Genomic DNA, 23,941 nt, shown 5'->3' with positions numbered 1-23,941 from the left:
ATGGAATATCTTGATCTGGCACCCGCTGCCGGTGCCGCCGGCACCATCAGACTGCCCGGTTCGAAGAGCATTTCGAATCGCACGCTGCTATTGGCAGCACTCGCGGACGGTCGTACCGAGATCCGTGATCTGCTCGCATCCGATGACACCGAACGCATGCTCGAAGCCCTGGCCGCGCTTGGCCTGCCGCCGCAGTCGCTGGGCGAGTTGCACTGGGCGGTTAACGGCGCAGCTGGCCGGTTTCCGAACGATACGGCAGACCTGTTCCTTGGTAATGCCGGAACGGCCTTTCGCCCGTTGACGGCCGCCCTTGCGCTGGCTGGCGGCCACTACAAGCTGTCGGGTGTGCCTCGCATGCATGAGCGCCCGATCGGCGATCTGGTCGATGGTCTGCGGCAACTGGGCGCCGACATTCGTTACCTTGGTAACGAGGGTTATCCGCCGCTTGAGATTCTGCCGGCGCAGATCGCAACCGGTGGTGTTGTGAAGGTTCGCGGCGATGTGTCGAGCCAGTTCCTCACCGCACTTTTGATGGCCCTGCCGCTCGCCTGCGTGCGTGCCGGTCAGGCCACCACGATCGAAGTGGTCGGCGAATTGATCTCCAAGCCCTACATCGAAATCACGCTCAACCTGATGGCGCGCTTTGGCGTTGCCGTGGAGCGCGAGGGCTGGCAGCGTTTCGTCGTGCCGGCGCAGGCCTATCGCTCGCCGGGCGTGATCCATGTTGAAGGCGATGCTTCGTCGGCTTCGTATTTCCTTGCCGCCGGGGCAATTGGTGGAGGCCCGGTGCGGGTCGAAGGCGTCGGGCGGGCCAGCATCCAAGGGGATGTGGCGTTCGCCGAGGCGCTTGAGGCAATCGGCGCCCGAATCACGATGGGCGAGAACTGGATCGAAGCGGCCGCGCCCGCCAGCGGCAAGTTGCGCGCCTTCGATCGCGACTTCAACCATATCCCGGACGCTGCAATGACGCTGGCTGTGGCGGCGCTGTTCGCCGATGGGCCGTGCCGCCTGACCAACATCGCGAGTTGGCGTGTCAAGGAGACCGACCGCATTGCGGCCATGGCGACCGAGCTGCGCAAGGTCGGTGCCTTGGTCGAGGAGGGGCCGGACTGGTTGCGAGTCACCGCCCCGACGACGCTGATTCCGAACGCGGCCATCGACACCTATGATGATCACAGGATGGCGATGTGTTTCTCGCTGGTGAGCCTTGGTGGCGTACCAGTACGCATCAACGATCCGAAGTGCACCGCGAAGACCTTCCCCGGCTATTTCGACGCGTTTGCGTCGGTCTGCCGGCGATAGGAACGCCTGCCCCGGCTGCACGCGGACATGGCGCTCTGCGTCGTTCGCGCTGATTTGCGTTATTCCGCGTTATCCGCGGTTCTGCTCGTAAAGACCCCATGACTGACAAGACCCTGCATCAACTCCTCGACGAACGTGTTTCGGCAGCGCTGGCCGCCGCAGGCTGTGAAGGCGCGCCTGCCGTGATCACGCCCGCCGCCCGCCCGGAATTTGGCGACTATCAGGCCAACGGCGTGATGGGCGCTGCCAAGGCGCGCAAACAGAATCCGCGTGAGCTTGCGCAGCAGGTTGTCGAGAAGCTCGATCTCGCCGGCATCGCGAGCAAGATCGAGATCGCGGGGCCGGGCTTCATCAACATCTCGCTTGATCCGGCCTTTCTCGCAGCGCGTATTTCGGCAGCGATGGGACGTGAGGATCTGGCCGTGCCGCGTCCGGCGCCGCAGCGCGTCGTGGTCGACTATTCCTCGCCCAACCTGGCGAAGGAAATGCACGTCGGACACCTGCGCTCGACCATCATCGGCGATGCACTCGCCCGCGTGCTGCGCTTCCTCGGCCATGAGGTCATCGCGCAGAACCACATCGGCGATTGGGGTACCCAGTTCGGCATGCTGACCGCCTTCCTGGTCGAGTTGGAGCAGGGCTCAGGCACCAGCACGGACACCGAGATGGCGCTATCCGATCTGGAAGACTTCTACCGCCGCGCCAAGCAGCGGATGGACGAAGACCCGGCTTTTGCCGACACCGCGCGCGAGTACGTGGTCAAGCTGCAAGGTGGCGATCCGCACATCAACATGCTGTGGCGGCGCTTCCTGGAAGTGTCCATGCATCATTGCGAGGCGGTCTACAAGACGCTCGGGGTGGGTCTTGTTCGGGACGACTTGCGGGGGGAGAGCGCCTACAACGACGCGCTGCCGGGCATCGTTGCCGACCTGCAGGCGAAGGGCTTGGCGGTCGAAAGCCAGGGCGCCCAGGTTGTGTTTCTCGACGAGTTCAAGAACAAGGAAGGCGAGCCGCAGGCGTACATCGTGCGCAAGCAGGACGGCGGATTCCTGTACTCGACGACCGACCTGGCTGCTGTGCGCTATCGCGTCGATGAGCTCAAGGCGAACCGCGTGCTGTACGTGGTCGATCAGCGCCAAGGGCTGCATTTCCAGCAACTCTTCACGCTGGCGCGCAAGGCGGGTTATGTGGGCGAGGCGGTTTCGCTGGAGCACGTTGGCTTCGGCGTGATGCTTGGCGAGGACAACAAGCCGTTCAAGACGCGCTCGGGAGGTACAGTCAAGCTGGCAGAGCTGCTAGAAGAGGCTGTCGAGCGTGCCTTCGTGCTGGTCTCGGAAAAGAATCCCGATCTGGCAGAAGAGGCCCGCTGGGAGATCGCCCGTGCCGTGGGCGTCGGCGCCGTGAAGTACGCCGATCTGTCAAAGAACCGCGCGAGCGACTACGTATTCTCCTGGTCGTCGATGCTGGCCTTCGACGGTAACACTGCGCCCTACCTGCAGTACGCCTACACCCGTAGCGCCAAGGTTTTGCGCGACGCGGCGGATTCGGCCGTGGCGGATGCGCCGGTGATTCTGGAAGAACGTGCCGAGCAAGTGCTGGCGCTACAACTTGCACGTTTCGCTGACGCGCTGAATGCGGTTGCGAAGGACACGGCACCGCACCAACTGTGCGCCTACCTATTCGAGCTTGCCGTGGTGTTCAGCCGTTTCTACGAGAACTGCCCAGTGCTCAAGAGCGAAGGCGCACAGCGGGCCAGCCGCCTGCAGCTGTGCCGCCTGACGGCCGACACGATCAAGACTGGCCTCGGCTTGCTCGGCATCGCCACACTCGAGGTCATGTAAGTGCCCCGCGCGCCGGCCGCGCTGCCACGGGATGTTGCGGCCGAGTTGCTGCGCATCCCGGGCATCGGGCGGGCGATGGCGGGCGATCTGCACGCGCTCGGCATCCGGCGGGTAGCGGATCTCGTCGAGGCGGATCCACAGGTGCTCTATGAGCGCCTGTGCCGTCTCTCGGGTGCGCGGCAAGACCCCTGCGTGCTCTACACCTTCCGTTGTGCCGTGTATTTCTCGCGGCACACGGCACACGACCCTGAACTGCTCAAGTGGTGGAACTGGAAGGACCGAACATGAACACCCCCGTCATCGCAATCGACGGCCCGACCGCGTCGGGCAAGGGCTCGGTGGCCGCGCGCGTGGCCAGTGCCCTGGGCTGGCATTACCTCGATTCTGGCGCGATTTACCGCGTTCTGGCCCTCGCCGGGCTGCAACGCGGTATCGCACTCGACGACGAGGCAAGCCTGGCTGCGCTGGCGCCCAAGCTCGAAGTGCGTTTTGACGGCGAAGCCATCTACATTGACGGTGTTGAAGCCAGTCTCGATGTACGGCGCGAAACCACCGGCAATGCCGCGTCGAAGATTGCCGTGCTGCCGGGTGTGCGGACCGCCCTGATGGCCCGTTTGCGCGCCTTTCGTCAGGCGCCCGGCCTCGTCGGCGATGGTCGCGACATGGGGTCAGTGGTTTTCCCGGACGCGCCGCTGAAGATTTTCCTCACCGCCAGCGCTGAGGCGCGCGCGGAACGGCGCTATAAGCAGTTGATTGAAAAGGGATTGGCTGCTAACCTAGATAGTCTTGTGCAGGAGTTGCGCGAGCGTGACGCACGCGACGCCAGTCGCCCGGTTGCGCCGCTGAAGCCCTGTGAAGACGCCATCCTGCTGGACACCACGCCGCTTACGATTGACGAGGCGGTCGCATTCGTCCTGCAGCAAGCCCAGACGCACAAGCTCTGCTGAAGCACTGAGTCCGATGGTTGAGGCTCCGGCCGCTGCTTTTTGCTGCGGACCGGGTTGTTTTTCTTTTTTCCGCTGTCGCAAGACGGCAACAGGTCAATTTCTCCATGTCTAACTCCATTCCCGCCCCGGAAAGCTTCGAGGCCCTCTTTGAAGAGAGCCTGAATCGCCAGGAAATGCGCGCCGGTGAAGTCATCACCGCTGAGGTCGTGCGTGTTGATCACAATTTTGTCGTTGTGAACGCCAACCTCAAGTCCGAGAGCTACATTCCGCTCGACGAGTTCCGCAATGACCGTGGTGAGCTCGAAGTGGCCGCGGGCGACTACGTCCAGGTCGCCATCGAAGCCCTTGAAGATGGTTTCGGTGAATCCCGTCTGTCGCGTGACAAGGCCAAGCGCATCGCCGCGTGGAACCACCTTGAGGCCGCACTGAACGACGGCGATCTGGTCAAGGGCGTCGTGACCGGCAAGGTCAAGGGCGGTCTGACCGTCATGACCAATGGCATCCGTGCATTCCTGCCGGGTTCGCTGGTCGATATGCGTCCGGTCAAGGACACGACCCCGTTTGAAGGCAAGGAATTCGAATTCAAGGTCATCAAGCTCGATCGCAAGCGCAACAACGTTGTTGTGTCGCGCCGCGCCGTGCTCGAGGCTTCCATGGGCGAAGAGCGCGAAAAGCTGCTGTCGTCGCTCCAGGAAGGCACGATCGTCAAGGGTATCGTCAAGAACATCACCGACTACGGTGCGTTCGTTGACCTCGGCGGTATCGACGGCCTGCTGCACATCACCGATCTGGCCTGGCGCCGTGTCCGCCACCCGACGGAAGTTGTGCAGGTTGGCGACGAAGTCACCGCGAAGGTCCTCAAGTTTGACGCCGAGAAGAACCGCGTCTCGCTGGGCCTCAAGCAACTGGGCGAAGATCCGTGGGTGGGCATCGCTCGCCGTTATCCGTCGGGTACCCGCCTGTTCGGCAAGGTCACCAACATCACCGACTACGGCGCGTTTGTCGAAGTCGAGCAGGGTATCGAGGGCTTGGTCCACGTGTCCGAGATGGACTGGACCAACAAGAACATTCACCCGACCAAGGTTGTCCAACTGGGCGACGAAGTCGAAGTGATGATCCTCGAAATCGACGAAGACCGTCGTCGTATCTCGCTGGGCATGAAGCAGTGCAAGGCCAACCCGTGGGATGACTTCGCGCAGAGCTTCAAGAAGGGTGATCGCGTCAAGGGCGCCATCAAGTCGATCACCGACTTCGGTGTCTTCATCGGTCTGACTGGCGCAATCGACGGTCTGGTGCACCTGTCCGACCTGTCGTGGTCGCTGCCGGGTGAAGAGGCGATCCGCAACTTCAAGAAGGGCGACGAAGTCGAAGCCGTGGTGCTCTCGATCGACGTCGAGAAGGAGCGTATTTCGCTCGGCATCAAGCAGCTTGATGGCGATCCGTTCACCAACTTCATCGCCACCCATGACAAGAACAGCGTCGTGAATGGTGTGGTGAAGTCGGTTGATGCGCGCGGCGCCGTGATCGCAATGAACGACGATGTCGAGGGCTACCTCCGTGCGTCCGAGTTCTCGCGTGATCGCGTTGAAGATCTGTCGCACCTGCTGAAGGTGGGTGACGCGGTCGAAGCGATGATCGTGAACGTGGATCGCAAGACCCGTTCGATCAATCTGTCGGTCAAGGCCAAGGATCAGGCTGAGCAAACCGAAGCCATGCAGAAGTTCTCCGGCGATACGTCGGCCGCTGCCAGCGGTACGACCAACCTCGGCGCGCTGCTGAAGGCAAAGCTCAACAATCCGCAGCAGTAAGCCTTGAACGTCATGACGAAGTCGGAGTTGATAGCCAGGCTGGCGGAGCGTTTTCCGCAGCTTGGTGCGAAGGATGCCGACTACGCCGTGAAAGTGATTCTCGATGCGATGACGCTTGCGTTGTCGCGAGCCGATCGCATCGAGATCAGGGGTTTCGGCAGTTTTGCATTGAATTACCGTCCCCCGCGCATGGGGCGCAATCCGAAGTCAGGCGAGAAGGTGCAGGTGCCACAGAAGTACGTGCCGCATTTCAAGGCTGGCAAGGAGCTGCGTGAGCGAGTCGATGTGGTGTAGTTTTCGACTGGCAGTTGACGAGTAGATAGGCGGCGCGAGCCGCCTTCTGCTTTTTTGGCGACATGGGTCGGATTGCGGGATAATCCGCCCATGCGACTTCTGCTCTGGCTCCTGCGTGGACTGGTGTTCTTCATTCTTCTAGGCTTTGCGCTGAAGAATGACGCGATTGTCACGCTGCGGTTCTTCTTCGACACCGCGTGGCGCTTGCCACTGATCGCGGTAATCCTGTTTGTCTTCGTTGGCGGGGTGGCGCTAGGGGTGACTGCGGCCGTTGTCACGCTGCAGAGCCAGCGTCGCGAAATCCGTCGGCTGCGCGAAAACGTCTCGGGCGCATCTGCGTCTGTGTCGTCCATTTCGGTGCGGGAAGCGCCTCCACCTGATTACCTTCGCTCTCTCTGAATCAATGGAATTCGAACTCTGGTGGCTGCTCGCCTTTCCCATCTTCTTCATTCTCGGATGGTCGGCTGCGCGCATAGACATCAAGCATCTCGTCAAGGAGTCCCGGTCGCTGCCGCGTTCCTACCTGAGTGGCCTCAATTTCCTGCTCAATGAACAGCCGGACAAGGCGATCGATTCGTTTCTCGAAGCGGTAAAGATTGATCCGCAAACAGTAGAGCTGCATTTCGCTCTGGGCAGCCTGTTTCGCCGGCGTGGCGAACTGGACCGCGCAATCCGCATGCATCAGACGCTGGTCGATCGCGATGACCTCAGCGCAGAGCAGCGCACCTCAGCACTCTCTGAACTTGGGCAAGACTTCCTGAAAGCGGGGTTGCTGGATCGCGCCGAAGCAGTGTTCGTCAAACTGCGCGATACCGGGATGCGTGAGTTCGCGCTCAAACAACTGCTTGAGATCTACCAGCAGGAGAAGGATTGGGCCAAGGCGATCGAGGTTGCGCGTGCATTGCCGAATGCAGACACAGCGTTGATGTTGAAAGAAATTGCCAACTTCCACTGTGAACTGGGTGCCAATGAACTGGCGCGTGGTCAACTCGATGCTGCAGCCGTAGAACTCCAGCGTGCGCTGGAAGTGAATCGGCAGTGCGTTCGCGCCAATATGCTCCTCGGAGACTTGAGGCTGGCGCGGGATGATGTTGCCGGTGCCATCGAAGCCTGGCAGCGAGTAGAGCAGCAGAACCCGGTTTATCTAGCGTTGGTGGCTGAACGCATCATGGATGGGTATCGCAGACTCAGGCGCCAGGGCGACGGAATGCAGTTGCTGCACTCGTATCTGGAGCGGTATCCATCGCTCGACCTGCTGGATGCCGTGTTTCAGTGGGAACTGGATCGAGAAGGGCCGGATGCCGCTTACAGGCTTGTGCGCGAAGAATTGCGGCGCAACCCTACCGTGCTGGGTCTCGACAAGTTGCTCGAAGCCGCACTGCTGACAGCCCAGCCCGAGCAGCGACAGGACATCGAACTGGTCAAAGGCTTGATCCACGGCCATACCCGCCGCGTGGCGCGATTTTGCTGCGACGCCTGCGGCTTCAAGGCGCGGCAGTTCTACTGGCGTTGCCCGGCCTGCGGCGGTTGGGAGACTTACCCGCCGCGCCGCACCGAAGAATTTGATCTGACGCCCTGAGGGGCGTTGTCGACTGGAGTTCTGGACGTGAAAGTTACCGTTGTTGGGACCGGCTATGTCGGTTTGGTGTCAGGCGCTTGTCTCGCCGAAATGGGCAACGATGTGCTGTGTCTGGATGTCGATCCGCAGAAGATCCGCATCCTCAAGGACGGAGGCATTCCGATCCACGAGCCGGGGCTCGACAAGGTAGTCGAGCGCAACGTAGCCGCGGGGCGACTGCATTTCACGACCGACGTGGAAGAGGCTGTGCGCTTCGGAACGATCCAGTTCATCGCGGTCGGCACGCCGCCGGACGAGGATGGTTCCGCTGATTTGAAATACGTGCTGGCGGCAGCGCGCAATATCGGCCGCTTGATGACGGACTACAAGGTAGTCGTCGACAAGAGCACGGTGCCGGTGGGTACTGCCGACAAGGTTCGCGCTGCGATTGCAGAAGAACTGCAGGCGCGCGGTGTCGATGTGAATTTCTCGGTGGTATCCAATCCCGAGTTTCTCAAGGAAGGTGCCGCAGTCGAAGATTTCATGAAGCCTGATCGCATCGTCGTCGGTGCTGACGATGACCAGGCGATCTACCTGATGCGAGCACTTTATGCGCCGTTCCAGCGCAATCACGACAAGCTGGTGGTGATGGATGTGCGCTCGGCGGAACTGACCAAATACGCGGCCAACGCAATGCTGGCGACGCGGATTTCGTTCATGAACGAACTCGCGCTGCTCGCCGAGCGCTTGGGCGCTGATATCGAACTCGTCCGCCAGGGCATCGGTTCCGATCCGCGGATCGGTTACCACTTTCTTTACGCCGGTTGTGGCTATGGCGGTTCGTGCTTCCCTAAGGATGTAAAGGCTCTGATCAAGACGGCTGCAGATGCCGGCCAAGGCTTGAAAGTGTTGCAGGCGGTCGAGGACGCAAACGACACGCAAAAACTCGTGTTGGTCGACAAGATCGTCAAACGATTCGGGGAAGACCTCAGCGGCATGAAGTTCGCACTGTGGGGGCTCGCGTTCAAGCCCAACACGGATGACATGCGTGAAGCGACAAGTCGGGTGGTGGTCGCCGAATTGTTCAAGCGCGGCGCTGTCGTTGCGGCATACGACCCTGTTGCGATGGACGAGGCGAAGCGCATCTTCGGTGATGAGGTGCGCCTCTCCTACGCGACGAATCCGATGCACGCCATAGAAGGCGCGGATGCACTGGTGATCGTGACCGAGTGGAAGGAATTCCGTAGTCCGGACTTTGAGCGCATCCAGCGGGTACTCAAGAGTCCGGTTATTTTCGACGGTCGCAATCTTTACGATCCGAAACTACCTCGCAGCTTCGGGCTCGAGTATTTGCCCATCGGCCGCCCGTAATGCACGCGCTGCCGCCGCTTCCCGATACATCGAGCGCTCGCGTCATGGTCGTGGGCGACGTCATGCTCGATCGCTACTGGTTTGGCGATGTGAGCAGGATTTCTCCTGAGGCACCCGTACCTGTCGTCAAGGTTGAGCGAACGGAAGAACGCCCCGGCGGTGCAGCGAACGTTGCGCGCAATTCAGCTGCCCTTGGCGCGCAAACGGTGCTGCTGTCGGTGGTCGGGGCGGACGAGCCCGCCCTTGCCTTGACGCGCATGCTGGAGCAAGAGGGCGTGCTTGCTTCCTTGCACACCGATGCGGCTTTGGCGACTACGGTAAAACTGAGAGTCGTTGGCCGTCAGCAGCAACTGCTGCGGATTGACTTCGAGACCGTGCCCAACCACGAGTCGCTGCAGGCGACCCTTGCAGAATTCCGTGAGCGTTTGCCCGAATGTGACGTTGTTGTTTTGTCGGATTATGGCAAGGGCGGACTGACGCACGTCGCCGAGATGATTTCGCTGGCGCGCGAGGCCGGAAAGCCGGTCTTTGTCGACCCGAAGGGTGACGATTATTCTCGTTATCGCGGCGCGACATTATTGACGCCCAATCGCGCCGAGCTGCGCCAAGTGGTTGGAAAATGGTCCGATGAGGCGGATCTGGCGCGGCGAGCGCATACGCTGCGCGAAGAACTCGCGCTTGATGCGCTGCTCGTCACGCGTTCGGAAGAGGGGATGACCCTGTTCAGGGCCGACGGCGTCGTTCATGAACGCACTCGCGCGCGCGAGGTCTATGACGTCTCAGGCGCGGGGGATACCGTCATCGCCACGCTGGCAGTCATGTTTGCGGCCGGCGCTTCGATCACAGATGCCATGCGTTGGGCGAACCACGCAGCGGGCATTGTCGTCGGCAAACTCGGTACAGCGACCGTCACGCTCGACGAAATCAAGATTCCAGATTGAGGGGGAGGCTCATGTCGAGCTATTACGTAGTCACCGGTGCTGCCGGATTCATTGGGTCCAATATCGTTGCCGGTCTCAATGCCAAAGGGATTGACAACATCATCGCGGTCGACAACCTCTCGCGCGGCGACAAGTTCAAGAATCTTGTCGGTTGCGAGATCGCTGACTATCTAGACAAGAAGGTTTTCCTCGAAATGATCGAGGGCGGCGAGCTCGATGGCGCGGTCGAGGCAGTCCTCCATCAGGGGGCTTGCTCCGACACCATGGAGCAGGACGGCCACTACATGATGGAGAACAACTACCGCTATTCGCTGGAGTTGTTGCGCTTCTGTCTGGAGCAGGAGGCCCAGTTCCTCTATGCGTCATCGGCTTCGGTGTACGGGGGCGGGGCTGTCTTCAAGGAAGACAAGTCGTGCGAAGCCCCGTTGAACGTATACGCATACTCGAAGTATCTGTTTGACCAGATCGTGCGCCGCGCACTGGCGGAAAGCGGCTCGCAGATCGCCGGGTTCCGCTATTTCAATGTGTATGGCCCGAACGAGCAGCACAAAGGCCGCATGGCTTCCGTTGCCTTCCATTTCTTCAATCAATATCGGGAGAATGGCAAGGTGCGGCTGTTCGAAGGGCAGGACGGTTACGCCAACGGCGAGCAGCGGCGTGACTTCGTCTTCGTTGAAGACGTCGTTAATGTGAACCTTTACTTCCTGGACAGCCCGATGCTTTCAGGCATTTACAACCTTGGGACCGGGCGCGCACAGAGTTTCAACGACGTCGCCGTGGCGACGATCAATGCCTGTCGTTCCGCGAAGGGCGAGGCCGCACTTTCGCTGGCGGAACTCCAATCGCAGGGGCTGATTGAGTACATTCCGTTCCCGGACGCTTTGCGAGGCAAGTATCAGAGCTTTACTGAAGCGAATGTCTCGCTTTTGCGTGAAGCGGGCTACGCCGCGCCGTTCAACGACGTTACTCAGGGCGTCGGCAAGTACGTCGCCGAACTGCAGAGGCGCGCAGCCACATGACCGGGCTTCGCATTGAGTTCCCGACCCTCGAGGACTACGTCGGCCGCACGCCGTTGGTGCGCTTGAAGCGGATCTCTGCCGGCAACAACAACGTCTTACTGGCCAAGCTGGAAGGCAATAATCCAGCGGGTTCAGTAAAGGACCGTCCGGCACTCTCCATGATCCGGCATGCCGAAGCGCGGGGCGACATCAAGCCCGGCGATACGCTTGTCGAAGCGACCAGCGGAAATACGGGCATCGCGCTAGCGATGGCGGCGGCCATGCGCGGATACAAGATGATTCTCGTCATGCCAGAGAATCAAAGTCTTGAGCGTCGCCAGACCATGCGAGCCTTCGGTGCTGAACTGATCCTGACGCCGCGCGAAGGCGGCATGGAAATGGCTCGCGATGTGGCCGAGCGACTGCGTGACGAGGGGCGGGGAATTATTCTCGACCAGTTTGGCAACCCTGATAACCCGCTGGCGCATTACGAAGGTACCGGTCCGGAAATCTGGGAGCAAACCTCTGGCCAGATCACGCATTTCGTCAGCAGCATGGGCACGACGGGAACGATCATGGGCACGTCCCGTTATCTGAAGGAAAAGAACCCGAAAATCCGCATCATCGGTTGTCAGCCGACCGATGGTGCGCAGATTCCGGGCATCCGGAAGTGGCCCGAAGCCTACCTGCCTGGCATTTATGAGGCGAGCCGCGTCGACCAGCTTGAATACGTGGCGCAAGCCGATGCTGAGGGAATGACCCGTCGGCTCGCTCGTGAAGAGGGTATTTTTGCTGGGATCTCGTCCGGCGGCGCGATGGCAGTTGCACTGCGCCTTGCAGAGTCACTGTCGGACTCAGTGATCGTCGCTATCGTTTGCGACCGTGGCGATCGTTACCTGACAACCGGTGTGTTTCCGGGCTGATTCGCCTGGCTGCCCCATGACTGGAATTCTGGTTTTTGATCTGGTTGCTGTCCCGGATATTGCTGGTCTTCGTCATGTCTACGAACTCGACCCAGCGCTCACAGATCATGAAGTCGCTGAGTACGCGCAGCAGAAGCAGCGCGCGGTATCTGGTGACGATACGTTGCCGTCCCATCTGCGGCGGATCGTAGAAATCTCATGCGTATGGCTCGGCGACGGAACGGCCGAGTTGATCTCTCTGGCGGAAGCAGATGGCAGCGAAGGGCGTCTCGTCCAGCGTTTCTTCGACCTGGTGAACGCGCGTCAGCCGTTGCTGGTCGCTTGGGATGCTCTTGCGGGGGCATTGCCGGTACTGCGCTACAGAGCGTTGCTGGCGCGCGCGCGATTCCCAGTGTTTCATGACCTGGCTTCGATTGCCCGGCGCGTAGGTTTTGCCGAGCGTGAACTCGCATCCGGGGCGCTCTTGCCATGTGTCGATCTCGGACAGATGATGGCGGGTGGGAACGACGCTTCCAGGTCGACCTTGGATCATCTGCTCAAACTGACGGTCTCGTCGGATAGCGCGGTCGTCCCGGATCTGGCGCTGCAGCTTGCCTGGGCTGGCGGTGATTTGGCGAAGATCCGCGTGACAAACGAACGTCGGGCCGTTGGCGCGTTTGCACTGTTCTTGCGTTTGCAGCATGCGCGTGGGTTGATGTCCGAAAGTGCACTTGCGTCGGGTGAAGATCTGGTTCGTACCATCTTCCCTGACGACAACTGCTACGCACGTAGTCAAAGCTAGGCCAAATTCCGCCATGACAAGAAGTGCTTTGACTTTCGCGATTTATCAGCTATAGTTTCGCTTCTTTCAGGCGCGTAGCTCAGCTGGTTAGAGCACCACCTTGACATGGTGGGGGTCGTTGGTTCGAGTCCAATCGCGCCTACCAACACCCATGCGGAGCGGCGATGATTCTGCGAACTTGCACCACGGTTTGTCCGTAGTAAGCGGGTTCGCTCGGTTCATACGCTTCGATTGAACGAAAAAGTGCGGCCCTGTGGTCGCACTTTTTTTTTGCCTTGTCGGGAGAAAGCATGCCTAGTGTGCGTCTGCCGGACGGTTCCGTCCGGTCCTTCGAGCAAGCGGTAAGCGTCGCGGACGTTGCTGCCAGTATTGGCGCTGGCCTTGCAAAGGCGGCGCTGGCGGCGCGCGTCGATGGGCAACTCGTCGATACGAGTTTCCGGATCGAAAACGATTGTGAGTTGGCGATTCTGACCGGCAAGGATGCGGACGGGGTGGATGTGATCCGCCACTCAACGGCCCATCTGCTTGCGTATGCAGTGAAAGAACTCTTCCCGGAGGCTCAGGTCACAATTGGCCCGGTCATCGACAAGGGCTTTTACTACGATTTCTCGTTTCCTCGCGGATTTACGCCTGAAGATCTGGTGCGGATCGAGACGAGGATGTCTGAACTGTCAAAGCGTGACATCCCCGTGGTGCGCGAAGAGTGGAAGCGTGACGACGCGGTTGCGTTCTTCAAATCCATTGGAGAGGCCTACAAGGCTGAAATCATCGCAAGCATTCCGCAGGACCAAACGATCTCGCTATACCGTGAGGGTGACTTCATTGACCTGTGTCGCGGTCCGCACGTTCCGTCGACGGGAAAGCTCAAGTATTTCAAGCTGATGTCGGTTGCTGGCGCCTACTGGCGCGGCGATTCGCGCAATGAACAACTGCAGCGGATTTACGGCACCGCTTGGGCGAGCAAGGAAGATCTGGACGCTTACCTCCACATGATCGAGGAGGCCGAAAAGCGCGATCACCGCAAACTGGCAAAGGTGCTTGATCTATTCCACCTTCAGGATGAGGCGCCCGGAATGGTGTTTTGGCACCCGAAGGGCTGGACCTTATGGCAACAGATCGAGCAGTACATGCGTCGTCGCCTGGATGCTGCCGGCTACAGCGAGGTCAAGACACCGCTCGTCATGGATCGCGTTTTGTGGGAGCGCTCAGGCCATTGGGAGAACTACCGCGAAAACATGTTCGTGACGGAATCGGAAAAGCGTGACTACGCAGTTAAACCGATGAACTGTCCGGGTCACGTTCAGATATTCAATCACGGGCTGCGCTCGTACCGAGAACTGCCTTTGCGGCTTGCCGAGTTTGGCTCCTGTCACCGCAACGAACCATCGGGCGCTCTGCACGGTTTGATGCGAGTACGTGGGTTTGTGCAAGATGATGCCCACATATTCTGTACCGAAGATCAGATAGTTTCTGAGGTCCGGGCCTTTAACGATCTGCTCGTCTCGGTTTATCGCGACTTCGGGTTCAATGATGTTGTGGTCAAGCTATCGCTTCGGCCGGAAAAGCGCGCTGGTGCCGACGAGGTGTGGGATAGAGCGGAGCAGGGGTTGCGCGATGCGCTCACGGCATCGGGCGTCGCTTGGGTCGAGCTTCCGGGCGAAGGGGCGTTCTACGGACCGAAGATCGAGTATCACATCAAGGACGCGCTGGGGCGCTCCTGGCAATGCGGCACTATGCAACTCGATTTTGTCTTGCCTGAGCGCTTGGATGCGGAGTACGTCGCGGAAGACAACACGCGCAAACGCCCGGTCATGCTGCATCGTGCGATCCTGGGGTCGCTCGAGCGGTTCATCGGAATCCTGATTGAGAACTTTGCAGGCAACTTCCCGCTCTGGCTGGCGCCAAAGCAGGCAGTGGTCATGAGCATCACGGAGCACCAGGCTGACTATGCCGAGGGGATCGCGCGCGAGTTGGTTGCCGCCGGGTTTAGGGTGGAGACGGATTTGCGCAACGAGAAGATTTCCTATAAAATTCGAGAACATAGCTTGCAAAAGCTACCCTATCAGCTGGTCGTCGGTGAGAAAGAAAAGGCGGCTGGCGTGGTGGCCGTACGTGCCCGAGGTGGCCAAGATCTTGGCCAGATGCCTCTCGATCAATTGCTCGATCGCTGGCGCCACGAGGTGGAAACCCGTGGTAGTGCGGTTTGATTTTCTAATTTTTGGAGACCTAGACCATCGCTCAGGAAAAGCCGCAGCGCCTAAACGGAGAAATCAACGTATCTGAAGTGCGCTTGGTGGGTGAGGACGGTGAGCAGCTCGGCATCGTTCCGACGAGGCAAGCCCTTGAAATGGCCGAAGAGGCCGGGCTGGACTTGGTTGAAATCGCCCCGCTCGCAAAGCCGCCAGTCTGTAAGTTGATGGACTTTGGCAAGTTCAAGTACCAAGAGTCCAAGAAGGCGCACGAGGCCAAGCTCAAGCAGAAGCAGATCCAGGTCAAAGAGGTAAAGCTGCGTCCAGGTACGGACGAGAACGATTACCAGATCAAGCTGCGCAACATGACCCGCTTCCTTCAGGAGGGCGATAAGGTCAAAGTGACACTCCGATTCCGTGGCCGTGAAATGGCGCATCAGGAATTCGGTGTGCGGCAGCTTGAACGGATCAAGGCGGATCTTGAAGCGGTGGGTACGGTAGAGCAGTTTCCGAAGCTTGAAGGGCGCCAGATGATCATGGTGCTGGCGCCGAGCAAGAAGAAACAGCCGGCCTGACAGCCGGGACATAGAATTCCGGGGCTGCGAGAGCAGCCTCAGGAAACAGCCCTTGAAAGGGTTGCTAACAAGTGGAGTCAGGTTCCTGAAGTGTCTTCTGCGGAAGGCCACCCGGCTTCATCGACTAACAGTTTGGAGTAAGTTTCATGCCCAAGATGAAGACCAAGAGCGGCGCCAAAAAGCGCTTCAAGGTGCGCTCGAGCGGTAGCATCAAGCGTTCGCAGGCGTTCAAGCGCCACATCCTGACCAAGAAGACGACCAAGACCAAGCGCCAGCTGCGCGGCATGGAAGGCGTGCACGCCTCCGACGTCGCCCAGGTCAAGTCGATGCTTCCCTACGCATAATTCAGGAGAAACGTCATGCCTCGCGTAAAACGTGGTGTAACCGCCCGCGCCCGTCATAAGAAAGTTCTCGACCAAGCCAAGGGGTACCGTGGCCGTCGCAAGAACGTATATCGCATCGCCAAGCAGGCGGTAATGAAGGCGGGTCAGTACGCCTATCGTGACCGTCGTCAGCGCAAGCGCCAGTTTCGTGCGCTCTGGATTGCTCGTATCAACGCCGCTGCGCGCGAAGTTGGTCTGAACTATTCCAAGTTCATGAACGGCCTCAAGAAGGCGTCGATCGAGATCGATCGCAAGGTGCTGGCCGATCTGGCGGTGTTCGACAAGCCGGCTTTTGCGGCGATTGCGAACCAGGCCAAGGCCCAACTCGCTGCGTAAGTTGTTGTAGCGGAAGAAAAGGAGGCCTGGCCTCCTTTTTTTTGTCCCATACATCCCGGAACTGGATTCGTGGATCAACTGGAACTCCTTGTAACTCAAGCTCTTGCCGATTTTGAGGCCGCGGCGGACGCCAACGCGGTCGAGACGGCAAAGGCAAAGTATCTTGGCAAGACCGGATCGCTGACTGAGCTGCTGAAGGCGCTTGGTAAGATGGAGCCGGATGCGCGGCGTGAGGCGGGTGCGGCAATCAATCGCGCCAAGTCAACCGTCGAGCAGGCGCTGGAAGCTCGCCGGGAAGCCCTGCGCCAAGCGGCGTTGTCGCAACAGCTAGCTTCAGAGGCGCTCGACATTACGCTGCCCGGGCGTGGCCGCGGCAATGGCGGCTTGCATCCGGTGACTCGAACCTTGGATCGCATCGAGCAACTCTTCGCGGGCATCGGTTTTGCCGTGGCGGATGGGCCTGAAATCGAAGAGGACTGGTTCAACTTCACGGCGTTGAACACGCCGGAGAACCATCCGGCGCGCTCGATGCACGATACCTTCTATCTCGCGGATGCGCCGGGCGTTCTCCTGAGAACCCATACCAGCCCGGTACAGGTCCGCTACATGCAGGACCATGTTGCGCGGCATGCCGATGACGAAGTGATGCCCGAGATTCGCATCATCGCACCCGGAAGGGTGTATCGCGTGGATTACGACGCGACGCACTCGCCGATGTTCCATCAGATCGAAGGATTGTGGGTCGGCGAGCGGGTGAGCTTCGCCGATCTGAAGGGCGTCATCGCGGAGTTTCTGCGACGCTTCTTTGAGACCGATGCGCTGCAGGTCCGCTTCCGCCCGTCGTTCTTTCCGTTTACGGAACCGTCCGCCGAGATCGACTTTGCGTTCATGAGTGGGCCGAACAAGGGCAAGTGGCTCGAGATTGCGGGCTGCGGCGTCGTCCACCCGAGCGTACTGAAGAACGGTGGAGTCGATCCCGAGCGATACACCGGCTTTGCTTTCGGCATGGGGCTCGACCGGCTCACCATGCTGCGCTACGGCATTGACGATTTGCGCCTGTTCTTCGAAAACGATCTTCGCTTCCTTAGCCAATTCAGGTAAGTCATGCAGTTCTCAGAGCACTGGTTACGTACCTTCGTCAATCCTGCCCTCGATTCGAGTGCGTTGGGTCATCTGCTGACGATGGCCGGCTTGGAAGTCGAAGATGCCAAAGGCGTAGCGCCCGCTTTTAGCGGGGTCGTAGTTGGCAAGATCGTCGATGCGCAACCCCATCCCAATGCGGATCGACTCCGGGTGTGCAAGGTCGATGCCGGTTTGGCTGAGCCTTTGCAGATTGTGTGTGGGGCGCCCAATGCCGCGGCTGGCATGAAAGTGCCGTGCGCCCTTGTGGGGGCGACGCTTCCCGGCGATTTCGAAATCAAGGCCGCAAAACTGCGTGGCGTCGAGTCTTTCGGGATGCTCTGTTCCGCGCGGGAACTTGGGATCTCAGATGAAAACGCCGGATTGCTGGCGCTGCCTGACGATTTCGTGGTGGGCCAAGATATTCGTACTGCGCTGTCGCTTGACGACACCGTTTTCACTATCAAACTGACGCCGAATCGTCCCGATTGTCTGAGCCTTCTGGGTGTCGCGCGCGAAGTGGCTGCGTTGACGGGTGTCCCGTTCAGTGCGCCAGCCGTGCGCGATGTCTCCGCAACCCATACAGAAAAGCGCGAAGTCTTACTGGATGCGCCGGACGGTTGCCCTCGTTACCTCGGGCGGGTGTTGCGAAACGTCGATCCTACGAAGCAGGCGCCTGACTGGATGAAGCAGCGACTTGAGCGTTGTGGGATCCGTTCGATCGGCGCCGTAGTCGACGTCACCAACTATGTAATGCTCGAACTCGGCCAACCGCTGCACGCCTTCGACAACGAGAGGCTGTCGGGGGATATTCATGTCAGATGGAGCCATTCCGGAGACAGAATCGTTTTGCTGAATGGGCAAGAACTTACGCCGAATCCCAAGACGCTCCTGATTGCTGACGAAAACGGTCCCCTCGCGCTCGCAGGTGTAATGGGCGGCGAAGCCAGTGGCGTAACGGATGCCACCTCTCATGTGTTTCTTGAGAGCGCGTTCTTCCAGCCTGACGCCATCGTGGGGCGCGCACGCGCATACGGCTTCACATCCGATGCGTCGCACCGATTTGAACGCGGTGTCGATTTTACGTTGCAACGGCAAGCAATCGAACGCGCCACCGAGTTGATCCTGGGAATCTGCGGTGGTGAGGCTGGGCCGACGATTGAGCAAGTCGCTGACGATGCGCTGCCCTCACGGCTGCCAGTTTCGGTGCGCGTGGCACGCGCATCGCAGGTGATCGGCGTCGATTTCAGCGCTGCCCAAATTGCCGAAATCCTCGGGCGTCTAACGTCGGATGTGACTGCAGTAGGGTCGAGCGTCGAAATCGTGCCGCCGTCCTATCGGTTTGACCTTCAAATTGAAGAGGATCTGATCGAAGAGATCGCTCGCCTGCACGGTTACGAGGCGATACCGGAAAAGTCGCCGGTAGGGATGCTTGGCATGTTGCCCTTACCGGAGTCCCGTCGCAGCGCGGCCGCACTAAGGCGCTTGCTAGCCGCCCGGGATTTCCAGGAGGTGATCAATTACGCCTTCGTAGAAGAAGCCTGGGAACGCGATTTCTCCGCCAACGCCGATCCGATAAGGCTCGCCAACCCGATCGCCAGCCACCTTTCGGTGATGCGCTCCAGCCTGCTTGGAGGACTGGTCGGTACGCTGACGGCGAATCAGCGCCGACGATCCAGTCGCGTCCGTATATTCGAGATCGGACGTTGTTTCATCAAGGACCCTGAGGCGCAACCGGTAGTGGGTTATCGTCAGCCACATCGCATTGCGGCGCTCGCGTGGGGGCCTGCAGACGCGGAGCAGTGGGGTCAGGCGAGCCGCAAAGTCGATTTCTTTGACCTCAAAGCTGATCTTGAGGCCCTGTTCGACGGGCGGGCTCTGGCGTTTGCCCGTATCTCACATCCCGCGCTCCATCCTGGGCGCGCTGCCGAAGTTCGATGCGATGATCGCGTGATTGGCTACATCGGGGAGATTCATCCGAACTGGGTTCAACGCTACGACCTTGTGTCGGCTCCGGTTGTCTTCGAGATTGATCTCGACGAAGCGGTCTCGCGTCCAGTTCCCGTGTTTGAGGCGCCCTCGAAGTTCCCCCCGATGGTGCGTGATCTGGCGTTGGTTGTCCCGGCATCGGTGGCGAGTGGGGCGCTGCTTGACGAGCTTCGGATGGCAGCACTCCCGATCGTGCAGGCCATTGAACTGTTTGATGTTTACCACGGAAAAGGTATAGAACCGGACCGCAAGAGTGTTGCCTTCCGGATACGCTTCCAACATACTGACCGCACGCTTGAAGACGCTGAAGTCGACGCCGCAATCGAGGTATTGGTTGGTCGTGCCAGTGAGCGGTTGGGCGCCCAATTAAGGAGTTGAAGGTGTCGATGACGCTAACAAAAGCCGAGTTGGCGGATCTTCTGTTCGAGAAGGTTGGTCTTAACAAGCGCGAAGCTAAAGACATGGTGGACGGTTTCTTTGACGAAATCCGTAATGCGCTTGAACGCGGTGAAATGGTGAAGTTGTCGGGATTTGGCAATTTTCAATTGCGTGATAAGCCGCAACGGCCGGGTAGAAATCCGAAGACCGGAGAAGAGATCCCGATCACCGCTCGCCGCGTCGTGACATTTCACGCCAGCCAGAAGCTCAAGGCCGCCGTAGACCTGCTGAGTGAATCCGAAGCCCATGTCGCAAGCCAGCGCGCCGCCTGATACGGTCGAACTCCCGCCAATTCCAGCAAAACGCTACTTCACGATCGGTGAGGTCAGCGAGTTGTGTGGCGTCAAACCACATGTGCTGCGGTATTGGGAGCAGGAGTTCACGCAGCTCAAGCCGGTTAAACGCCGAGGCAATCGGCGTTATTACCAGCATCACGAAGTGCTGCTCGTTCGGCGTATTCGGGATTTGCTCTATAGCGACGGGTTTACGATCAGCGGTGCAAGAAACCGCTTGGATGATCAGGCTGGACGCGATCGTGAAACGTCTGAACGCATCGATCGTGAGGAAGCGCTGTTCGGGGCAATTCGCGGCGAGTTGCAGGACGTACTTTCTTTGTTGCGGAGCTAAGGTCCGCAGCAATCCTCCAAAACTCTGCTACAATGTTTGCCGTGTCGGGGCGTAGCGCAGCCTGGTAGCGCACTTGCATGGGGTGCAAGGGGTCGCGAGTTCGAATCCCGCCGCCCCGACCAAATCCTTCCCCTCCCGGCGTCCTTGGTATTTTGATATTCCGAAGAGCGCTCGGCCATGCGAATTCTACTTAGTAACGACGACGGCTATTTTGCCCCGGGCATCGCCGCGTTGGCTGAGGCCCTTAAGGAATTCGCCGAAATCTACGTGGTTGCTCCCGAACGTGATCGAAGCGGTGCGAGCCACTCGTTGACGCTTGATCGTCCGCTGTCGGTTCGTCGTGCGCCGTCTGGTTTTCACTTCGTCAACGGTACCCCCACAGATTGCGTACACCTTGCCGTGACCGGGTTTCTCGGTTTCAGGCCCGACATGGTGGTCTCTGGAGTCAATCACGGTGCCAACATGGGTGACGACACGATCTACTCGGGCACCGTGGCGGCCGCGATGGAAGGGTTCTTGTTGGGCATCCCGTCGATTGCTGTATCGCTCGCCGGCAGACAACCAAGCCATTTCGCGACGGCTGCAGCCGTTGCACTGAACATTGTGCGCGTCGCGGCAAAACAAACCGAATTGGCGCCTGTTCTGCTGAATGTGAACGTTCCGGATCTGCCGGCCAGCGAGCTACGCGGCACCAAGGTCACGCGCCTGGGGAAGCGGCATATGGCCGAGCCGGTGGTGCAGTCGTCCAATCCCCGCGGCGAAACAATCTACTGGGTTGGCGCAGCAGGTGCTGCGCAAGACGCGGGCGAGGGCACGGACTTCCACGCAGTGGCGGGCGGTTTCGTTTCCGTGACTCCGCTTCAGGTGGATCTGACACAGTATTCGTCGTTGAGCGCTTGGCAGGCACGTCTCACCTCATGACCCAGAGAGCGCACGCTTCGTCGTTTTCGGCTGTGCGCGCGCGCGCGCGCATGATCGAGCGCCTGCGAGAGCAGGGGATCTCTGATAGCCGCGTGCTCGCGGCGATGAATCAGGTGCCGCGTCACCATTTCGTGCAAGAGGCTCTGGCGAGTCGGGCGTATGAGGACACGGCGCTGCCACTCGGTTGCCAGCAAACGATTTCCCAACCCTACGTTGTTGCCCGCATGATCGAATTGCTGGCACAGGGGCGCGACCTTGGCAAGACGCTTGAAGTCGGCGCTGGCTGTGGGTATCAGGCTGCAGTGCTCGCTTGCATGGCCAAGGACGTGTACGCCATTGAACGTATCAAGACTTTGCTCGACCGCGCAAAAGAAAACCTGAGGCCGCTGCGAGTCCCCAATCTACGGTTGAAATACGGCGATGGCAGTATTGGCCTTCCAGAGGCGGCCCCTTTTGACACCATCATTGTCGCAGCCGGAACGTCCGCAGTGCCGCGCCCACTACTCGACCAACTTGCACCTTTGGGGCGATTGATATTGCCCCTCGGTGGCATCGATCAGGTACTGCTGATGGTCGAGCGTCAGAGCGATGGTCGACTCAAAGAAACGCGATACGATGCGGTCCGTTTTGTGCCGTTGTTACCAGGAACCGAATGAAACCGAATTTCCCCCGGTTTGGGGCCCTTTTCAGTCTGACCCTAGTTGCATTTCTCGCCGCATGCTCAAGCACCGGTCGTGCGCCGGTCGAAGACCGTGTTCCCTCAACGCGTTCTTCCGCACAGACGCAAACACCGTCAGCCGAGTCTGCTCCGGCGGTTGCAAAGCCAGGGTATTACATCGTCAAGCGTGGTGACACGCTGATCAGCATCGCGCTCGAGCATGGCCAGGATTGGCGCGACATTGCCAACTGGAACAGCATTGAGAATCCGAATCTGATCCTTGTCGGTCAAGAGCTTCGCGTCAAGCCCGTCGATGGCTTGACCCCCAAGGGTGTTACTGCCCCGGCTGTTGAGGTCAAACCGATCGATGCGAAGAATGGCGTGGGTACGACCGCTTCCGCCGTGAAGGCTGACGAAACCCTGCGTCGCGACCCCAAGGGCGGCAAGGTTGCGTATTCCGATCAGGCCCTGGCTGCCGCCGTGAAGGCAGATGAAGCCGCGAGAGCTGCGAAGGGCGTGGGCGCCGCAGCGGTAGCCGCCCCTGTAGAAACAAAGCCAGCCGATACCGCCAAGAAGGATGCCGTCGCTGACGCAAGATCCGCGAGCACGGAGCCTAAAGGCGACGACGATTTCGACTGGACTTGGCCTGCCTCGGGCAAGATTCTCAGCGGATTCAACGATGCCACGAACAAGGGCGTGGACATCGGTGGTCAGATCGGTGAGCCAGTCGTGGCAGCAGCAACGGGAAAAATCGTCTATGTCGGATCCGGCTTGCGCGGCTATGGAAATCTCGTCATCATCAAGCACAACGCGACTTTCCTGAGCGCTTACGCCCACAACCAGAAAATTCTGGTGAAAGAGGGGCAGTCGGTGAAGAAGGGGCAGGAGATCGCGGCGCTGGGTGATAGTGATGCGGATCGCGCGAAGCTCCATTTCGAGATCCGGCGTCAGGGTAAGCCTGTTGATCCTCTGAAGTACCTTCCGAAACGCTAAGGGTGGGATATGTACGATCCGGCAGCCTTTTTCGACGACGAAGACGAAAAGGAACCGGATCTTCCACCGGAGATCGAGGCGTTTGGCGCTGAGCCGGTTCAGGCTCCGCCCGAGAACGAGTTTCTCAACGACGTCACCCAGATTTACCTCAATGAAATTGGCGCGAATCCGCTGCTGACTGCGGACGAAGAGGTGAGCCTTGCGCGCCGTGTGCGTCTTGGTGATTTTTCCGCGCGGCAGAAGATGATCGAACACAACCTTCGACTGGTTGTGAACATCGCCAAGCACTATCTGAATCGCGGCATTCCACTTCTGGATCTGGTGGAAGAGGGCAACCTCGGCTTGATCCATGCCCTCGAGAAATTCGATCCGGAACGGGGATTCCGGTTTTCCACATACGCCACTTGGTGGATCCGGCAAAACATCGAGCGCGCGATCATGAATCAATCGCGCACGATCCGTCTGCCTGTCCATGTCGTAAAGGAACTTAACCAGGTCTTGCGCGCCCAGCGTTCGATCGAATCGAGCCATGGCGGTGCAACCGCTGAGGATGTGGCTCAGCGGCTTGATCGCCCGGTTGAAGACATCCGCGCGATTCTTGCGTTGAACGAACACACGGCGTCGCTGGATGCGCCTCTGGATATCGATCCCAATCTGTCGATCGGTGAATCGCTCGCAGATGAGGCTTCGGATGGTCCCGAGTCGACGCTGCAGAACGCCGAGATAGAGAGCTTGGTGCGCCAGTGGATCGGTCAACTTTCAGAGAAGCAGCGCATGGTGATTCAGCGCCGTTACGGGCTGGACGATTGCGATGTCCAGACCCTGGAAGAACTCGCGTTGCAGTTGGGGCTCACCCGTGAGCGCGTCCGCCAGATTCAGCTCGAAGCGCTCGCCCAGCTACGACGTATCCTCAAACGTCGCGGCGTGTCGCGCGACGTTCTGCTTTAGG

23 protein-coding genes, 2 tRNA genes and 2 pseudogenes are annotated in these 23,941 nt (G+C 59.6%); all 27 read left to right on the top strand.

What is annotated here, in order from left to right:
- Window positions 1-1,296 (top strand): annotated as a pseudogene (gene aroA / locus GGR36_RS06565) (3-phosphoshikimate 1-carboxyvinyltransferase); the annotation flags it as partial.
- Between the two features lie 104 nt (window positions 1,297-1,400).
- Window positions 1,401-3,143, top strand: coding sequence for an arginine--tRNA ligase (gene argS, locus GGR36_RS06560; protein WP_183633269.1), 1,743 nt, complete (start codon window positions 1,401-1,403; stop codon window positions 3,141-3,143).
- A complete protein-coding gene (locus GGR36_RS06555; protein ID WP_207064295.1) occupies window positions 3,144-3,431 on the top strand; it encodes a DUF4332 domain-containing protein in 288 nt (95 codons plus the stop codon). It abuts the gene before it with no gap.
- Between the two features lie 5 nt (window positions 3,432-3,436).
- Window positions 3,437-4,090, top strand: a pseudogene (cmk, locus tag GGR36_RS06550) ((d)CMP kinase); the annotation flags it as partial.
- Between the two features lie 17 nt (window positions 4,091-4,107).
- Window positions 4,108-5,898, top strand: coding sequence for a 30S ribosomal protein S1 (rpsA, locus tag GGR36_RS06545; RefSeq protein ID WP_276509962.1), 1,791 nt, complete (start codon window positions 4,108-4,110; stop codon window positions 5,896-5,898).
- Window positions 5,899-5,910: 12 nt separating this feature from the next.
- Window positions 5,911-6,192, top strand: a complete 282-nt coding sequence (locus GGR36_RS06540; protein ID WP_183633263.1) for an integration host factor subunit beta — start codon at window positions 5,911-5,913, stop codon at window positions 6,190-6,192.
- 90 nt (window positions 6,193-6,282) lie between these two features.
- Window positions 6,283-6,591, top strand: a complete 309-nt coding sequence (locus GGR36_RS06535; RefSeq protein ID WP_183633261.1) for a LapA family protein — start codon at window positions 6,283-6,285, stop codon at window positions 6,589-6,591.
- Between the two features lie 4 nt (window positions 6,592-6,595).
- Window positions 6,596-7,771, top strand: a complete 1,176-nt coding sequence (gene lapB / locus GGR36_RS06530; RefSeq protein ID WP_183634924.1) for a lipopolysaccharide assembly protein LapB — start codon at window positions 6,596-6,598, stop codon at window positions 7,769-7,771.
- A gap of 27 nt (window positions 7,772-7,798) precedes the next feature.
- Window positions 7,799-9,121, top strand: coding sequence for a nucleotide sugar dehydrogenase (locus tag GGR36_RS06525; protein ID WP_183633259.1), 1,323 nt, complete (start codon window positions 7,799-7,801; stop codon window positions 9,119-9,121).
- Complete coding sequence (gene rfaE1 / locus GGR36_RS06520; protein WP_183633257.1) at window positions 9,121-10,062, top strand: D-glycero-beta-D-manno-heptose-7-phosphate kinase; 942 nt, start codon at window positions 9,121-9,123, stop codon at window positions 10,060-10,062. The genes GGR36_RS06525 and rfaE1 overlap by 1 nt, the downstream gene beginning before the upstream one ends.
- An 11-nt stretch (window positions 10,063-10,073) precedes the next feature.
- On the top strand, window positions 10,074-11,081 hold the full coding sequence (rfaD, locus tag GGR36_RS06515) for an ADP-glyceromanno-heptose 6-epimerase (protein WP_183633249.1): 1,008 nt from the start codon (window positions 10,074-10,076) through the stop codon (window positions 11,079-11,081).
- Between the two features lie 11 nt (window positions 11,082-11,092).
- Window positions 11,093-11,983: a cysteine synthase CysM gene (gene cysM / locus GGR36_RS06510; RefSeq protein ID WP_183634923.1), complete on the top strand. Its 891-nt coding sequence runs from the start codon at window positions 11,093-11,095 to the stop codon at window positions 11,981-11,983.
- Window positions 11,984-11,999: 16 nt separating this feature from the next.
- Entirely contained in the window at window positions 12,000-12,764 is a 765-nt protein-coding gene (locus GGR36_RS06505; RefSeq protein ID WP_183633248.1) for a 3'-5' exonuclease family protein, read from the top strand.
- Window positions 12,765-12,832: 68 nt separating this feature from the next.
- Window positions 12,833-12,909 (top strand) — tRNA-Val (locus tag GGR36_RS06500).
- Window positions 12,910-13,054: 145 nt separating this feature from the next.
- Window positions 13,055-14,971, top strand: coding sequence for a threonine--tRNA ligase (gene thrS / locus GGR36_RS06495; protein WP_183633246.1), 1,917 nt, complete (start codon window positions 13,055-13,057; stop codon window positions 14,969-14,971).
- Between the two features lie 26 nt (window positions 14,972-14,997).
- Window positions 14,998-15,528, top strand: coding sequence for a translation initiation factor IF-3 (gene infC / locus GGR36_RS06490; protein ID WP_183634922.1), 531 nt, complete (start codon window positions 14,998-15,000; stop codon window positions 15,526-15,528).
- Between the two features lie 146 nt (window positions 15,529-15,674).
- Window positions 15,675-15,872 (top strand): 50S ribosomal protein L35, encoded by a 198-nt coding sequence (gene rpmI / locus GGR36_RS06485; RefSeq protein ID WP_172204368.1) that lies wholly within the window; start codon window positions 15,675-15,677, stop codon window positions 15,870-15,872.
- Between the two features lie 15 nt (window positions 15,873-15,887).
- Entirely contained in the window at window positions 15,888-16,247 is a 360-nt protein-coding gene (gene rplT / locus GGR36_RS06480) for a 50S ribosomal protein L20 (RefSeq protein WP_183633244.1), read from the top strand.
- A 69-nt stretch (window positions 16,248-16,316) separates the two neighbouring features.
- Entirely contained in the window at window positions 16,317-17,348 is a 1,032-nt protein-coding gene (gene pheS / locus GGR36_RS06475; RefSeq protein ID WP_183633242.1) for a phenylalanine--tRNA ligase subunit alpha, read from the top strand.
- A 3-nt stretch (window positions 17,349-17,351) separates the two neighbouring features.
- Entirely contained in the window at window positions 17,352-19,733 is a 2,382-nt protein-coding gene (pheT, locus tag GGR36_RS06470; RefSeq protein WP_183633240.1) for a phenylalanine--tRNA ligase subunit beta, read from the top strand.
- A gap of 2 nt (window positions 19,734-19,735) precedes the next feature.
- Window positions 19,736-20,065, top strand: a complete 330-nt coding sequence (locus tag GGR36_RS06465; protein WP_183633238.1) for an integration host factor subunit alpha — start codon at window positions 19,736-19,738, stop codon at window positions 20,063-20,065.
- Window positions 20,040-20,420: a MerR family transcriptional regulator gene (locus GGR36_RS06460; RefSeq protein ID WP_183633236.1), complete on the top strand. Its 381-nt coding sequence runs from the start codon at window positions 20,040-20,042 to the stop codon at window positions 20,418-20,420. The genes GGR36_RS06465 and GGR36_RS06460 overlap by 26 nt, the downstream gene beginning before the upstream one ends.
- Before the next feature lie 45 nt (window positions 20,421-20,465).
- Window positions 20,466-20,542, top strand: a tRNA-Pro gene (locus tag GGR36_RS06455).
- Window positions 20,543-20,597: 55 nt separating this feature from the next.
- The gene (surE, locus tag GGR36_RS06450; RefSeq protein ID WP_183633234.1) at window positions 20,598-21,341 is read left to right on the top strand and encodes a 5'/3'-nucleotidase SurE; all 744 of its coding nucleotides are present in this window, start codon (window positions 20,598-20,600) and stop codon (window positions 21,339-21,341) included.
- A complete protein-coding gene (locus GGR36_RS06445) occupies window positions 21,338-21,997 on the top strand; it encodes a protein-L-isoaspartate(D-aspartate) O-methyltransferase (RefSeq protein WP_183634921.1) in 660 nt (219 codons plus the stop codon). Before surE ends, GGR36_RS06445 begins: the two co-directional genes overlap by 4 nt.
- Window positions 21,994-22,992: a peptidoglycan DD-metalloendopeptidase family protein gene (locus GGR36_RS06440; RefSeq protein WP_183633233.1), complete on the top strand. Its 999-nt coding sequence runs from the start codon at window positions 21,994-21,996 to the stop codon at window positions 22,990-22,992. Before GGR36_RS06445 ends, GGR36_RS06440 begins: the two co-directional genes overlap by 4 nt.
- Before the next feature lie 9 nt (window positions 22,993-23,001).
- Window positions 23,002-23,940: an RNA polymerase sigma factor RpoS gene (gene rpoS / locus GGR36_RS06435; RefSeq protein WP_183633230.1), complete on the top strand. Its 939-nt coding sequence runs from the start codon at window positions 23,002-23,004 to the stop codon at window positions 23,938-23,940.
- Window position 23,941 lies beyond the last annotated feature (1 nt).

Source organism: Niveibacterium umoris, from assembly GCF_014197015.1.
In the GTDB taxonomy this organism is placed as follows: Bacteria; Pseudomonadota; Gammaproteobacteria; order Burkholderiales; family Rhodocyclaceae; genus Niveibacterium; species Niveibacterium umoris.
Note: the sequence above shows the minus strand (reverse complement) of the source record. Positions and strands in the feature narration are given on the sequence as shown.